Here is a 15,092-nt window from a genome sequence, read left to right as displayed (position 1 = left end):
AACCGCATCATTCGTAAACCACAGAACAATTAATAAACATAAGAACATACAATGATGAATCCGTAAGAACGAAAAGGCCAACATAGCAAATTCTTCATACTTCATTCATCATTCTAAATTCAATCGTTATGGAACTCGACTTAGAGAAAATTACGCTTCCGGGCGTGGACGAAAAACGCCCGCTGGTGATTGCAGGCCCCTGCAGCGCCGAGACTGAAGAACAAGTGATGGAAACCGCACGCCAACTGGCCGCACGCGGTATCAAGATATTCCGCGCCGGCATCTGGAAACCCCGTACCAAGCCCGGAGGCTTCGAAGGCGTGGGTGTGGACGGACTGCCCTGGCTCAAGGAAGTGAAGCAGGAGACGGGCATGTACGTATCCACCGAAGTGGCCACGGCCAAGCACGTGTTCGAGGCTCTGAAAGCCGGCATCGACATCCTGTGGATAGGTGCACGCACGGCAGCCAACCCCTTTGCCATGCAGGAGATAGCGGATGCGCTGAAGGGCGTGGACATCCCCGTGCTGGTGAAGAACCCCGTAAACCCCGACCTCGAGCTGTGGATCGGTGCCTTGGAGCGCATCAACCAGGCCGGACTGAAACGGCTGGCAGCCATCCACCGCGGCTTCTCGGCCTACGACAAGCGCATCTACCGTAACCTGCCGCAATGGCACATCCCCATCGAGCTGCGCCGCCGCATCCCCAACCTGCCTATCCTGTGCGACCCGAGCCATATCGGCGGCAAGCGTGAGCTGGTAGCCCCGCTGTGCCAGCAGGCCATGGACCTGGGCTTCGACGGCCTCATCGTGGAGAGCCACTGCAACCCCGACTGCGCCTGGAGCGACGCTGCACAGCAGGTGACGCCTGACATTCTGGACTACATTCTGAACCTGCTCGTCATCCGCGAAACCAACCAGAGCACTGAAAACCTGAACGAACTGCGCAAGCAAATTGACGAATGTGACGACGACCTGATCCAAGTGTTGGCCAAGCGTATGCGCGTGGCCCGCGAAATTGGTACCTACAAGAAGGAGCACGGCATGACCATCCTTCAGACGGGCCGCTACAACGAGATTCTGGAGAAGCGTGGCTCGCAAGGCGCCTTGTGCGGCATGGATGCCGACTTTATCAAAAAAGTGTTCGAAGCCATACACGAAGAAAGTGTAAGACAGCAAATGGAAATCATTAACAAATGAAGAATGAAGAACGAAGAATGAAGAATTAGGGCTGCGCGGTGCCCGAACGCCCTCAGAAAAATTCTTCATTCTTCATTTTTAATTCTTCATTTTCAATTCTTCATTCTTAATTCTTCATTTTATCATGAGAATCCTGATCCTCGGAGCCGGAAAGATGGGCTCCTTCTTCAACGACGTACTGAGTTTCCAGCACGAGACGGCCGTGTTCGACGTCAACCCGCACCAGCTGCGCTTCGTCTACAACACCTACCGCTTCACCACGCTGGACGAGATAAAGGAATTTGAACCCGAGCTGGTCATCAACGCCGCCACGGTAAAATATACCCTCGAAGCCTTCCGCCAGGTGCTGCCCGTGCTGCCCAAGGACTGTATCTTGAGCGACATCGCCTCCGTGAAGACCGGTCTGAAGGCCTTCTACAAGGAAAGCGGCTTCCGCTACGTGTCCACTCACCCCATGTTCGGCCCCACGTTTGCCAGCCTCAACAACCTGAGCACGGAGAACGCCATCATCATCACCGAAGGTGACCACCTGGGCCGCATCTTCTTCAAGGACCTCTACCAGACGCTGAAGCTGAACATCTTCGAATACACGTTCGACGAGCACGACGAGACGGTGGCCTACTCCCTGTCCATCCCCTTCGTGTCGACCTTCGTCTTCGCCGCCGTGATGAAGCACCAGGACGCGCCGGGCACCACCTTCAAGAAGCACATGGCCATTGCCCGCGGCCTGCTGAACGAGGACGACTACCTGCTGCAGGAAATCCTCTTCAACCCCCGCACGCCCGCCCAGGTGGCCAACATCCGCACGGAGCTGAAGAACCTGCTCGAAATCATCGAGAAGAAGGATGCCGACGGCATGAAGCAGTACCTGACGCGCCTGCGCGAGAAGCTGAAGTAAAGGGTCCGGTCGCGGCCCACCCGCGGGATGCAACTGTACCCCACGAGTGGGGTCGAACAAGGCATTAAATTCGCCCCAACCGGACGGAATCTCGGAAATAACCCGTACCTTTGTACTCCGTATGATAGACCAAGCCACCATAGACCGGATATTGGACGCGGCGCAGATTTACGATGTCGTGTCGGACTTCGTGACCCTGCGCAAGCGCGGCGTCAACTACGTGGGCCTCTGCCCCTTCCACGACGACAAGACGCCCTCGTTCTACGTCTCGCCCGCCAAGGGCCTCTGCAAATGCTTCGCCTGCGGCAAGGGTGGCAATGCCGTCCACTTCATCATGGAGCACGAACAGCTCAGCTACCCCGACGCCTTGCGCTTCCTGGCCAAGAAATACGGCATCGAAATCAAGGAACGCGAACTGACGGGTGAAGAGAAGGCCGCGCAAAGCGAGCGCGAGAGCCTGTTCGTCGTCAACCAGTGGGCCTGCGACTACTTCCGCCGCACCCTGCGGCAGACCGACGAGGGGCGCAACGTCGGCATGGCCTATTTCCGCAGCCGCGGCTTCCGCGACGACATCATCGAGAAGTTCCAGCTGGGCTACTGCACCGAGAGCCACGACGCCATGGCCCGCGAAGCCCTAGCCAAGGGGTACAAGCAGGAATATCTGGTGAAGACCGGTCTCTGCTACGAGACGGACGACCACCGCCTGCGCGACCGCTTCTGGGGGCGCGTCATCTTCCCCGTCCACACGCTGAGCGGCAAGGTGGTAGCCTTCGGCGGACGTGTGCTGGCCTCCGCCACCAAGGGCGTCAAGGTGAAGTACGTCAACTCGCCTGAATCGGAAATCTATCACAAGAGCAACGAGCTCTACGGCATGTATCAGGCCAAGCAGGCCATCGTCAAGCAGGACCGCTGCTACCTGGTCGAAGGCTATACGGACGTTATCTCCATGCATCAGAGCGGGGTAGAGAACGTAGTAGCCTCGTCGGGCACAGCGCTCACCACGCAGCAGATCAAGATGATACACCGCTTCACCAACAACCTGACGGTGCTCTACGACGGCGACGCGGCCGGCATCAAGGCCTCCCTCCGAGGCATCGACATGCTGCTCGAAGAGGGGATGAACATCAAGGTGTGCCTCCTGCCCGACGGCGACGACCCCGACTCCTATGCCCGCAAGCACAACTCCACGGAGTTCCAGGCCTTCATCCGCGAGCACGAGACGGACTTCATCCGCTTCAAGACCAACCTGCTGATGGAAGACGCGGGCCAGGACCCCATCCGCCGGGCCGAACTGATAGGCAACATCGTGCAGAGCATCTCCGTCATCCCCGAAGCCATTGTGCGCGACGTATATATCAAGGAATGTGCCCAGCTGCTGCACGTGGAAGACCGCCTGCTCGTCTCCGAAGTGGCCAAGCGCCGCGAGAAGGAAGCCGAGCGCAAGGCCGAACAGCGCGAACGCGAACGCCGGCGCAGTACAGCTGCCGCACAGCAGGCTGACAATACACAAGCACAGGCAGGCAACATCCCCGCCCCCACGACAGAGGAACTGCCGCCCGAGACCTATGCCCCCCCCTTCCCCGACGATTCTTCTATACCGACAACGGGTATCGCGGAAGCAGCGGACAGCTACACCTCCTTCATCCCCCAGGAAGGCAAGGAGGGGCAGGAATTCTACCGCTACGAACGGCTCATCCTGCAGATGGTGGTTCGTTACGGCGAACGCGTCATGTGCAACGTAACCGACGAAGAGGGTAAGGAAACACCAGTAACGGTCATCGAGTTTGTGGTGGCCGACCTCCAGCAGGACGACCTGGCCTTTCACAATCCGCTCCACCGCCAGATGATGACCGAAGCCGCCGCCCACCTGCACGACGAAGGTTTCCGGGCCGAGCACTACTTCCTGACACATCCCGACCCTGTCATCAGCCGCCTGAGCACGGAGCTCATCAGCGACCGCTACCAGCTGAGCAAATACCACTATAAGAATCAGAAGATTGTGACCGACGAAGAACGGCTCTACGAACTGGTGCCGCTGCTCACCACCAACTTCAAGTATGCCATCGTCAGCGAAGAACTGAAACACATGATGCGCGCCCTGCAGGACCCCAAGGTGGTGCAGGACGAGGCACAATGCAACGCCATCATGCAACGATACAGCGAGTTGCGCGAAGTACAAAGCGTCATGGCCAAGCGCCTGGGCGACCGCGTAGTGCTCAGTTTCTAACCCAATCGAGCCATACCGTCAAACGATGAAGCAACAAAGATTATTTGTTGACTTCCTGTTCAACCAGCTTTATTTTCTCAAGAGTTTTACCCGCTTCAGAAGAGGGGAATAGCGTCAACACTTGTTGCAAATAAGCACGGGCTTTAGAATAACCCGAATCAAAAAGTGATGAGAGATTGTTGCGATAACGGGCGTATTGCATACGGGTAGGCGAAGAAAGCTTCTTGAAGTCTGCCTCTATTTTTTTACGCGCATCCTCAGATTTCAGGAAATAATAACTACCTAAAAAATTACATGCCTGCAAATTATCCGAATCGAGTGCCACAACTTGCTCATAAGTAGCCTTTGCATCTGCCACCTTTCCACAACGTACTTCCATCTCTGCACATGAAACAAGAACATCCACATTGTCCGGAGTATACTGTAATAACTCTTTATAGAACAAATAGGCCTTGGTGTAATTACGAACATCTTTAAAATGCTCAGCCAGCTCGCGAGCAAACTGTGGCGCCGTATTCTCCGACTTATCCACCTCTGTCCAATAAAACATTTCCGCCTCATGCCCGTCAGCCTGACATGACTGCCGGAAAAGACTTACAGCATACCCCGTTTGCCCCGAGGCAAGCGCATCAGCTACTTTACGCAATAGCACGTCCGCCGATTGGGAAAACATTGTAAGCGGAAACATGCTGAACATGATTAACATCCAGATTTTCATAAAAATAGTCAGTTTAGATCCAGTTTCTCTTCCTTTTTTTGGAAGGCCTACAAAATTAGACAATCCGCCTCTAAAAGTCAAGTAAATATTGGACAAATATCATTAATAAAATTCTCTCTATTTAGCATTTCTGCCTACCTTTGCAAACGCAATGAAAGAGACCGACAAGCAAATACTGAATATAGCCCTTCCGGCTATCGTATCGAACATTACTGTTCCCCTGCTGGGACTGGTAGACGTCACTATAGTCGGCCATCTAGGCAATGCTGCCTATATCGGCGCCATCGCAGTAGGTGGGATGTTATTCAACATTATCTATTGGGTTTTCGCATTTTTGCGTATGGGGACAAGCGGTATGGCCGCTCAGCTTTACGGTAAACATTTAGCGGACGAGATTGTTCAAATGGCAGTCCGTTCCGTTGGCATTGGAATGATGGCCGCCCTTGCCCTCATCATACTGCAGATTCCAATTAGAGAAGCGGCTTTCTTCTTTATCCATCCCACTGAAGAAATTAAAAGACTCGCTACAACCTATTTCCACATCTGCATCTGGGGAGCTCCCGCTACCCTGGGCCTCTATGGACTCACAGGATGGTATATCGGGATGCAAAACTCACGCATTCCAATGATTATCGCCATCACACAAAACGTAGTGAACATCATTGCCAGCCTTTGCCTGGTATATATAGGCGGGCTAAAGGTGGAGGGAGTAGCACTTGGTACCCTAATAGCCCAATATGCAGGTTTCCTGATGGGAATAGGACTATGGATACGACATTATGGCAGTTTATGGAAACATTTCAGTAGGAAAGGACTATGGAAACGGCAAGCGATGTGGCATTTCTTTCAAATAAATCGCGACATCTTCTTACGTACACTTTGCCTGGTTGCAGTCACCCTGTTCTTTACCTCAGCCGGAGCCGAACAAGGAGAAATTATACTAGCTGTCAACACCTTGCTAATGCAATTATTTACACTCTATTCCTATATAATGGACGGATTTGCATACGCAGGCGAAGCCCTTATCGGCAAACACATCGGAGCTCAGAACTACCCAGCATACACTTGTACACAGAAACACTTGTTCGTATGGGGAGGCATCATGGCTTTATTGTTCACCATCGCCTACGCCACAGGCGGCAATACATTCCTAGCCTTGTTAACTGATGAGACAGAAGTGATAGAAGCTTCCGAAAACTATCTGGGATGGGCCTTGGTTATTCCGATAGCCGGCATGACTGCCTTTATTTGGGACGGAATCTACATAGGTGCTACCAACACAAAAGGAATGCTACAATCCATGGCAATAGCAGCTGGCTGCTTCTTCCTTCTGTATTATGCCTTGTATCATACCTGGGGAAACCATGCCCTCTGGCTGGCCTTCCTGACTTATTTAAGCGTACGAGGTATCGTACAAACGTTCCTTAGCCGGCAAATGACACGCCAAGCGTTCCTTTCTCACGAACTTACTCCACACGATCCGTCGGATAATTGACCAAGTAAATCGTCCCCGTAGCTCGGGTAAAAGCCGTATAAAGCCAACGGAAATAGTCTGGTGTCAGATGGTCATCCGTAATATATCCCTGGTCCAAAAATACATTTTTCCATTGACCACCCTGCGCTTTGTGACAAGTCACCGCATAAGCATACTTCACCTGCAAAGCGTTATAATAAGGATCAGCCTTCATTTTCTTCATCCGCTCCTTCTTCAAAGGTACGTCAACATAGTCTTCAAGTACACTCTGAAAAAGCCGTTCATTGTCTTCACGTGACAAGGCTGGTGCATCGCTATGTAACGTATCAAGTAACAATCGAGTTTCCAATTCGACATCCTGCCAATCGGGAAAAGACAACAGGACATCCGCAAAACGGAAACCGTACATATCTGTCGTACGCCTCACTCGACGCACGACTGCCGTCTCCCCATTGGCTATGAAATCCAATTCTTTTTCTTTCTCAGTCCAATAATAATTATTCTTGGCTACCATCAAAAGGTCTCCTCCTTCCAATTCCTCCTCGCGCCACAAAATCTGTGACCGTATACCTTGATTATAAATATTTGCCCGTTTATTAGAACGACAAATGACAATCGTCTCATCTATCCCATCCTGATCATAACAGGTCGACAAAGCATCAATCAATTCATTACCAGGAAGTATTTTGACATCAGGAAAACAAGATACCCGTACAGGCGGTAATGTATCCATAGCATCTTCCGCTATAAGTCTACGTAGTCGGGTAGCATTCCACAAAATGCCCGATTGTTGTTCCTGACGAACGACTTGTGTTAAATCAGCCTCAACAACTTCCAAGCCATAGCCCCTCAATGCCTCTGCAAACAAAGCCGGACTGAGCTCTTCACCCACAGGGGGCAACTGTGCCGTATCTCCCATCAACAACAAACGACACCCTTCCCCAGAATAGACAAACTGTACCAAATCATCAAGCAGTCGTCCCGTCCCAAACATCGTCCCCGAAAATCCTTCATTGGAAATCATTGAAGCCTCATCCACGATATATAAAGTATGCGTTGTCAGATTGTCATTCAAATCAAAATTTCCACCTTCGCTAGAAAAAGCTCGTTGCCTGTATATCTTCTTATGAATCGTAAATGCCGGATGCCCCGCATAAGCAGAGAAAACCTTGGCAGCCCGCCCAGTAGGTGCCAAAAGCATAACCTTCTGCTCAAGCTTATCTAAGGTCCTAACCAGCGCTCCAATCAGAGAAGTCTTTCCCGTACCTGCATAACCACGTAGCAGAAATGCAATATCCTTCTCTCTTGAACACAGAAACTGCGACAACATTTTTAGTGTATTTTCTTGCTCTACAGTTGGCTGGTAAGGAAAATTTTCCTTAATTTGCCTTTCTAAATAGTTATTTATCATTTTCGTATGAGAAAAAAGTAACGGGAACTATCGTTTTTAAATTTATTTCTCTTATTTTTGCGGTGCGAATATAATAAACTAAAAAACATATTTATCATGAAAACAGTATTTAACATCGTTTTAGGCTTGTGTGCCTTAGCATTGGTCTATATCTGCTATGCCAGCATTATGGGGCCGATCAATTTCGAAAAAGCAGAGAAGATCAGAGAGCAAGCAGTTATTGCCCGTCTGATAGACATCCGCAAAGCTCAGACTGAATACCGCAACTTGAACAACTTGCAGTATACACCCAGCTTTGACACGCTGATTCACTTTGTGAAGACTGCCAAACTGCCTTTTATTTATAAGAAAGGTGAGCTGACCGATAAGCAGATGGAAGACGGTCTGACAGAAAAGAAGGCTGTCAGCATCATCAACAAAGCTAAAAAGACTGGTAACTATGCTGAAGTAAAAAAATGGGGATTGGAAAACTTTGAGCGTGATACTTTGTGGACTGCCGTATTGGATACAATTTTCCCCAAAGGCTTCAATCCTGATTCTATGAGATATGTACCTTATGGAAACGGTGCACAGTTTGAAATGGCCATCAAGAACGATACAGCCAAATCGGGTGCTCCTTTCTGTCTGCTTGAAGTTAAGACTCCGTACACTGTTTACCTGAATGGTTTGGATCCTCAGGAAATCGCCAACAAGATTGACCTTCAGACTAAATTGGGCAAATACGCAGGTCTGATGATTGGTAGCTTGGAAACTGCAAACAACAACGCAGGTAACTGGGAATAATCTTCCTGATTCTATATATGATAGAGAAACTTGATTTCAGTAAATCAAAGCAATATACATTATCCATCCGTCTTAGTACGGATGGATTTTCTTTTTCTGTACTCAACCCATTGGAAGAGAACGGATATGCAATTTATGAATATTCCCTTAACGAAGGATCGTCCTTAACAGCGAACCTTAAACAAGTGTTCAAAGAAAAGGAATGGTTGAACCTTCCCTATCGACGCATCAATATTCTAATAGCCAATAACCGCTTCACTTTCATTCCATTGGAATATTTCGAGGATGAGCAAGCTGAAACCATTTTCTATCATAATTTTTCCACACAAGAAAACGAAATAATACGATATAACATCCTTCATAGAAATGATACGGTAGTCGTATTCGGTATGGACAAAAGCGTTTATACTTTCTTGTGCGACCAATACCCCGAAGCACATTTCTATTCCCAAGCCAGTATATTTATTGAATATTTCTCTTCGAAAAGCAGGCTGGGAAACAACCAGAAAATGTATGTTAACCTACGGGAAAATGCGACGGACGTTTATGCTTTTGAGCGTAACCGATTATTATTAGCTAACTCTTTTTCATGCAAAGCAGCATCGGACCGTCTCTACTACGTACTTTACATCTGGAAACAACTGGGATTCGACCAGGAACGCGACGAGCTTCATCTGACTGGATTATTAGCCTCTAAAGAGCCTTTACTGAGAGAATTAAGAAAATATATACGGCAGGTCTTTATAACCAATCCTGCCACTAACCTTGACCTACAAGCCATCACCCAATGCGAGTAATTAGCGGAATATACAAACGACGCCGTTTTGACGTACCCCATTCTTTCAAGGCACGTCCCACAACAGATTTTGCCAAAGAAAATTTGTTTAATGTATTGTCTAACTACCTGGATTTTGAAGATAATATACATGCGCTTGATTTGTTTGCCGGCACTGGCAGCATCAGCCTGGAACTGGTATCACGCGGATGCGACCAAGTAGTCAGCATTGAAAAAGACCGAGATCATCATGCCTTCATTTGTAAAGTCATGAATGAAGTCAAAACTGACAAATGTATTCCCATCAGAGGAGATGTATTCAAATATATCCAAAGCTGTCACAACCAGTTTGACTTTATATTTGCGGATCCTCCATATGAGTTGAAGGGGCTGGAAACAATCCCCGACCTGATATTCGAACATGGGTTACTCAAAGATGAAGGGCTTTTCGTGTTGGAACATGGAAAGAAAAACAATTTTGAATCTCATCCCCATTTCATCGAACGACGTGTCTATGGGAGTGTAAACTTCTCATTTTTTCAATAAAATCTTGGTCACAACAATGGAGCCAATAAACGAACCAGACTTTCCAGAGCTTTTCTATACCAAGGACGTTTAGCCCAAGTTTTCAAATGTAATTGTACACAATCGCGTTGATCCTGTAAAAAGATCTCACGCATCAACAAAGCTGTCTCTACATCATAAATAAAGGCATTTACCTCAAAATTGTGTTCGAAGCTCCTGAAGTCCATGTTGGTGGATCCCACTGTAGACAATGCGTCATCAGACACCATCAATTTGGAATGGAGAAAACCTTTTTTGTAAAAATAGACTTTGACACCTGCTGCTAGAATCTCATTCAGATAGGAGCAAGATGCCAAATGAATAATACGCGCATCAGCCTTCTGCGGAAGCATCAACCGCACGTCCACACCAGCCAAAGCAGCTGTACGCAACGCAACAAGAATAGAATCCGTCGGCAAGAAATAAGGCGTTTGAATATAAAAATATTTTTTAGCACAACCGATAGCCATCACCAACCCTTGCATGATCTCATTCCAAGGCCCTACCGGTTCACTCGTTACAATCTGTACCAATGATGTACCGCAAGGCTGTAATTTGGGAAAATATCGGGCAGCAGTCATCAAAGTACAATCTACAAAATACCAGTCAAGCAAGAAAGTTGTCTGCAACCCATGTACAGCCTTACCTTCTACCAGCAAGTGCGTATCTCGCCACACGCCCCATGGAACCCCTTTCACATAGCGTTCCGCCAGGTTCATGCCCCCAATAAATCCAATACGCCCGTCTATGACTACAACTTTTCTATGGTTTCGGTAATTAACTTTACTAGTAAATAAAGGGAAACGGACTTTCAAGAAACTACGGACATCGACACCCGCTTCACGCATTTCTTCATAAAAACGATTGGGAACATGCCAACAGCCTACATCATCGTAAAGTAACCTAACTTCTACACCGCTCTGTGCCTTCTCTATCAATACATCCCTTATCATGCGTCCTACGGCATCATCCTCAAAAATATAAAACTCCAGATGGATGTGATGAACAGCCTTCTGAAGTTCCCGCAAAAGAGCCTGCAACATCGCATATCCTGAGGTAAAAGTTTCGATCCGATTGCCATCGAAAGGAAGAGATTGATTTGTATTTCGGAATAAAGATATCAATCGGCTATAAGCCAAAGGCAAGGAACTGGAAGTCTGGGACATATACTCCAGTAATGGTTTTTTCTGCAAGCTATTATAACCTTTGCGGTTTATTATACGCACATGCCGCTGACTCCGTCCGAAGAAAAAATAAAAAACAAGCCCCACAATAGGCAGAAAAATCAGAACCAATATCCAAGCTAAAGTTTTGACAGGATTGCGGTTGTCAAGAACAATCACCAGGATTGTCCCTAACACAACACCGAAATACACTACATCAAAAGTTGCTGTAGCAATTAGTCCAACTAGAGTGCTCCAATCAAACATTTGTTTTCCATACCATTTATATGGAAAACAAATGTAGAAAAAACATTGGGAAAAAGCAAACTTATTTCATTAGAAACGACGGCGTCCCGGCCCACCCATGGGAGGACGATGTCCACCAGGGCCAAAGTTCATCTGTCCCCGTTTGTCACGAGCTTGTTTTCCACCAAAGATATTCAAGCGATAGATGAAATGCAACATACAATAGCTGTTCACTCCATTGTATTTATATACCGAACGTCCACTTGCCGTCAGTGAACGGCTGATATTGCTCTGCTGATGTAGAATATCATACATCTCAAAGCTGACAGTAGCATCACCTTTCAGGAAAGTCTGTGAAAGCTGGGCATTCCAAATCAATTCATCGCGATTCATGCTGGAATCTGAATAGCCACGACGACTCTGATTAGCAATATTGGTAGACAAACTCATTCCCCATGGCATACTTACGGTCGTATTGGCTCCATAAGAATAAGTATATGGTTGCTGGTTGTTGGAAGGGGTTAGCTTATCTTTTTCTATCGAGTAAGAGAATGTCCCATTCAATCCGAATTCCAGCCAGTCATTACGATATGTGCCGTTCAACCGTTCATTCAAAGTCAGGTTGGTAGTTGTATTCTTCTGCTGTACAGCCTCAGCCCCGTTACCGGTTGTCAGATAACCGACGTTGTTGTTATAGGACAGATTACTGAAAGAACCGATATTGAATTTCTTGTTTTTCAGTGCCGAATTGATACCGAACATACCGAATGCGCTCCAATTTCCATTTATATTCTCAGGTTTCGTCACCCATCCACCCGTAGAAGAGTTATAGGTACGCGAACTGCTGATGCTATTCTGCGTCATCTGCATGTTGACATGCGAAAATATTCCCTGTTGGCGATCCACATTATATGTATTGTAGAATATACGAAGGCTATGATTGAAAGAAGGCTTCAAGTAAGGATTACCCTTGGTAATGTTCAGCGGATTGGAGTCGTCCGTCACATCCAACAAGTTCTCCATGCCCGGCTGTGAACTACGTCCACGATAAGTGACACGCAACTGGCTTACCTTCGAGAAACGATAACGGAAATCCAAGTTCGGAGCTACATTGAAGACATTGCGTACAGCCAATGTATCCATGGCATCCTTCTTATAGGACAACGAGGTCTTTTGCGGCTCAAGATCCGCACCAACACTCAACTGATATTTCTGACGAATGAAACGCAAACTGGGACTGAAACGATGTGTATAGGTTTTGTATTCGGCAAATTTACTCAGGCTCATATCATAACCATCTTCATAATCATCAGGCAGGGCCTCACCAAAATTCCAATCTTCACCTAAATCATAGGCTTTCTTGTCACTCTTACTATAACTGTAGTTGAAACGATAACGGAACTGCAAGAAAGTAGCCTTCCAAAGCGGTTCGCTATAAGTCAGCTCCAGGCTATAGTTGTAACCATCAGTAGGAGTAGTTACATAACGACGAATGATATTTTCGGGGGTTACCGTACCATCTTCATTCTGTTGAAAATAGCGGGTATTAGAAGCTGTATATTGCTTACTCTCCGAATCGTCATAACCGATCGTACCACGGAACGTGATATTACGCCCCATAGAATTCAGTTTACGGTTGACCTGCAAAGTTGCATCTGCCGAAAGGGTCTTACTGTCACTGCCCGAAAGGCTATTTGAAGTATTGACACGAATAGAATCCAACGGATCTTCTTCACTGTCCGCATCAAAAATCTCATCGGACAAATTCATTTTAGAGAGTTTGGTGATGTCAAGATACTCATTCGGGTTCGTAACTACAGCATAAGGATCACTATTAAAGGTACCCGATTTCGAATCGGCGGTACTATAACTTTTCCCCCAACTGAAATTAGGACGGAATATAATGTTGGTCAGCGTATCGGGTTTCCATTCCAATCGAAAATCCGCATGAAAATCTTTATTTCCACTCGATGTACTTGAGATGGAGTTATTAAACGAAGAAGCCTCACCACCTGTCAGGAAGTTTTCAGTGTAACCGTCACTATAGACATCATTTCCACGGTAATTGTAACGCACACTACCACCCATATCTATCTTTTCCGTCTCTGTAGCGAAGTTCAAGCCCAGTTCCTTGGTCGAAGTCAAGCCGTTATTCCTACGCCAGCGCGGTCCGCCACCACCAGCTGAGAAACCTTGGTCGTTTACATTATTGGCACCTGCAATGAGCGACACTTGCGTCTTATCATAAAAATAATTCACCATAGCACGTCCCATATAACGGTCTTCCGTACCTCCAGACAAGTCTATATTGCCAAAGATACCTTTGTTCATACCTTTCTTGACCGTCAAGTCGAGCACCGTTTCTTCCTCACCATCATCAATACCTGTAATACGTGCCAAGTCCGATTTCTTATCATACGTTTTCAACTTGTCAATCATATCCACCGGCAAGTTCTTCAAACCCGTTTTCACATCCCCGCCAAAGAACTCCTTGCCATCCACCATGATCTTGGAGATTTCCTTACCGTTTATCTTCACATTACCATCGTCATCCACTTCCGCACCAGGCAACTTCTTTACCAATTCCTCGAGCATAGCTCCCTCTGGAGTACGATAGGCCGAAGAATTGAAAGCTACCGTATCTTCCACAATCTGTACCTGGGGCGCTTCAGCCACAATGACTGCCTCGGCCAGCATAATGGCATCCGATTCCAACGTCAACGTACCTAAACGTTTATTGGGAGCAGAAGCAGTGAGTTGCAAGGGAAGAAACAGTGTTTTATAACCGATATAAGATACTTTTAGGACATACTTTCCAGCCTTTACCTTAGGCAATGCAAAACTACCTGCTTCCGAACTGGCCGCACCCGTAACATAAGCGCTGTCCGGCAAAGACAATAACTGGATAGTAGCCTGTGCAGCGGGAGCCTTGGTGTCATCTTCGACAAGCCGTCCCGAAACGGAAATAATCTTGCTCTGCGATACTGCCGACAGCGCTACAGCCCAAAGCAGCACTACCAGCAAAAAAGTCTTTCTCATTTGTGTCTATTCTTAAAAAAACATCTATTAAACGTGATGTTTCATTTGACACATATCTCCACTAAAGGTTTAATGAGAGCAGATGTTTTTTTCGCATTTTATCGACCATTTCCCCGAAATAGTCGATTAACTGACGATTTCTTTATACCAAATTCCAGGCACAAGACGTTAATGAACAGAAATATCAGAAAAGACGAACCATCCACAGTAAAGACATCCCCCTGAGCCACCCGATAAAGCATGATACCAAAGACATACAGTACCGTCAGGAACATGGCATTACGGACAGCCTTGTTGCGGACCTTCACCGTCTCTTCCGATTCATGTTTGCTCAATGCAAAGATAATCATCAGCGCCCCCATCATCATCAACAGCTTTGCACACTCTTTATAAAACAACAGATTGGCATCGGTCACCCGCCCCATCAGGAACATCAGAAAGGGAAGAAACAACGCCAAAGCAATGATAAAATAGCCCAAAGGCCGACAATATACAGGAAGCAATGCATTCATAAGTTTACTAATTTTCGTTCAACATTATCAATGCAAAGATACGTCTTTCAAAGATAAATCCTATCTTTGTCAGCAGAAAAAAGCAA

The 15,092-nt window shown here is 47.2% G+C and carries 12 protein-coding genes; 7 read left to right on the top strand and 5 right to left on the bottom strand.

Features of this window, described 5'->3' with window-relative positions; genetic code table 11:
• Positions 1–128 precede the first annotated feature (128 nt).
• The 3 genes from BQ8005_RS14145 (at position 129) to dnaG (ending at position 4,321) form a co-directional block, all read left to right on the top strand.
• On the top strand, positions 129–1,196 hold the full coding sequence (locus BQ8005_RS14145) for a bifunctional 3-deoxy-7-phosphoheptulonate synthase/chorismate mutase type II (RefSeq protein ID WP_075318492.1): 1,068 nt from the start codon (positions 129–131) through the stop codon (positions 1,194–1,196).
• A gap of 124 nt (positions 1,197–1,320) precedes the next feature.
• Complete coding sequence (locus BQ8005_RS14140; RefSeq protein WP_075318491.1) at positions 1,321–2,094, top strand: prephenate dehydrogenase/arogenate dehydrogenase family protein; 774 nt, start codon at positions 1,321–1,323, stop codon at positions 2,092–2,094.
• Positions 2,095–2,215: 121 nt separating this feature from the next.
• Positions 2,216–4,321: a DNA primase gene (dnaG, locus tag BQ8005_RS14135; protein ID WP_075318490.1), complete on the top strand. Its 2,106-nt coding sequence runs from the start codon at positions 2,216–2,218 to the stop codon at positions 4,319–4,321.
• 40 nt (positions 4,322–4,361) lie between these two features.
• Here the strand turns inward: dnaG and BQ8005_RS14130 are convergent, their stop codons facing one another.
• A complete protein-coding gene (locus BQ8005_RS14130) occupies positions 4,362–5,039 on the bottom strand; it encodes a tetratricopeptide repeat protein (RefSeq protein WP_075319274.1) in 678 nt (225 codons plus the stop codon).
• A 151-nt stretch (positions 5,040–5,190) separates the two neighbouring features.
• Here BQ8005_RS14130 and BQ8005_RS14125 point away from each other — a divergent pair, with 151 nt between their 5' ends.
• Positions 5,191–6,534 (top strand): MATE family efflux transporter, encoded by a 1,344-nt coding sequence (locus BQ8005_RS14125; RefSeq protein ID WP_075318489.1) that lies wholly within the window; start codon positions 5,191–5,193, stop codon positions 6,532–6,534.
• Here BQ8005_RS14125 and BQ8005_RS14120 read toward each other — a convergent pair.
• Entirely contained in the window at positions 6,506–7,924 is a 1,419-nt protein-coding gene (locus BQ8005_RS14120) for an ATP-dependent DNA helicase (protein ID WP_075318488.1), read from the bottom strand. The genes BQ8005_RS14125 and BQ8005_RS14120 overlap by 29 nt on opposite strands.
• Positions 7,925–8,020: 96 nt before the next feature.
• Between BQ8005_RS14120 and BQ8005_RS14115 the strand changes: the two genes are divergently transcribed.
• Genes BQ8005_RS14115 through rsmD form a run of 3 tightly spaced genes read left to right on the top strand, consistent with a single transcriptional unit; the run spans position 8,021 to position 10,028 of the window.
• The gene (locus BQ8005_RS14115) at positions 8,021–8,707 is read left to right on the top strand and encodes a hypothetical protein (protein WP_021847849.1); all 687 of its coding nucleotides are present in this window, start codon (positions 8,021–8,023) and stop codon (positions 8,705–8,707) included.
• 17 nt (positions 8,708–8,724) lie between these two features.
• Entirely contained in the window at positions 8,725–9,504 is a 780-nt protein-coding gene (locus BQ8005_RS14110) for a DUF3822 family protein (protein ID WP_075318487.1), read from the top strand.
• Positions 9,495–10,028, top strand: a complete 534-nt coding sequence (gene rsmD / locus BQ8005_RS14105) for a 16S rRNA (guanine(966)-N(2))-methyltransferase RsmD (protein ID WP_075318486.1) — start codon at positions 9,495–9,497, stop codon at positions 10,026–10,028. The genes BQ8005_RS14110 and rsmD overlap by 10 nt, the downstream gene beginning before the upstream one ends.
• Before the next feature lie 8 nt (positions 10,029–10,036).
• Here the strand turns inward: rsmD and cls are convergent, their stop codons facing one another.
• The 3 genes from cls to BQ8005_RS14090 form a co-directional block, all read right to left on the bottom strand.
• The gene (gene cls, locus BQ8005_RS14100) at positions 10,037–11,476 is read right to left on the bottom strand and encodes a cardiolipin synthase (RefSeq protein ID WP_021847852.1); all 1,440 of its coding nucleotides are present in this window, start codon (positions 11,474–11,476) and stop codon (positions 10,037–10,039) included.
• 69 nt (positions 11,477–11,545) lie between these two features.
• Positions 11,546–14,494: a TonB-dependent receptor gene (locus BQ8005_RS14095; RefSeq protein WP_075318485.1), complete on the bottom strand. Its 2,949-nt coding sequence runs from the start codon at positions 14,492–14,494 to the stop codon at positions 11,546–11,548.
• A 98-nt stretch (positions 14,495–14,592) separates the two neighbouring features.
• Positions 14,593–15,006, bottom strand: a complete 414-nt coding sequence (locus BQ8005_RS14090; protein ID WP_021847854.1) for a hypothetical protein — start codon at positions 15,004–15,006, stop codon at positions 14,593–14,595.
• Positions 15,007–15,092 lie beyond the last annotated feature (86 nt).

Source organism: Bacteroides togonis (genome assembly GCF_900130135.1).
Lineage (GTDB): Bacteria > Bacteroidota > Bacteroidia > Bacteroidales > Bacteroidaceae > Bacteroides > Bacteroides pullorum.
This window is presented reverse-complemented; position numbering and strand designations above follow the sequence as displayed.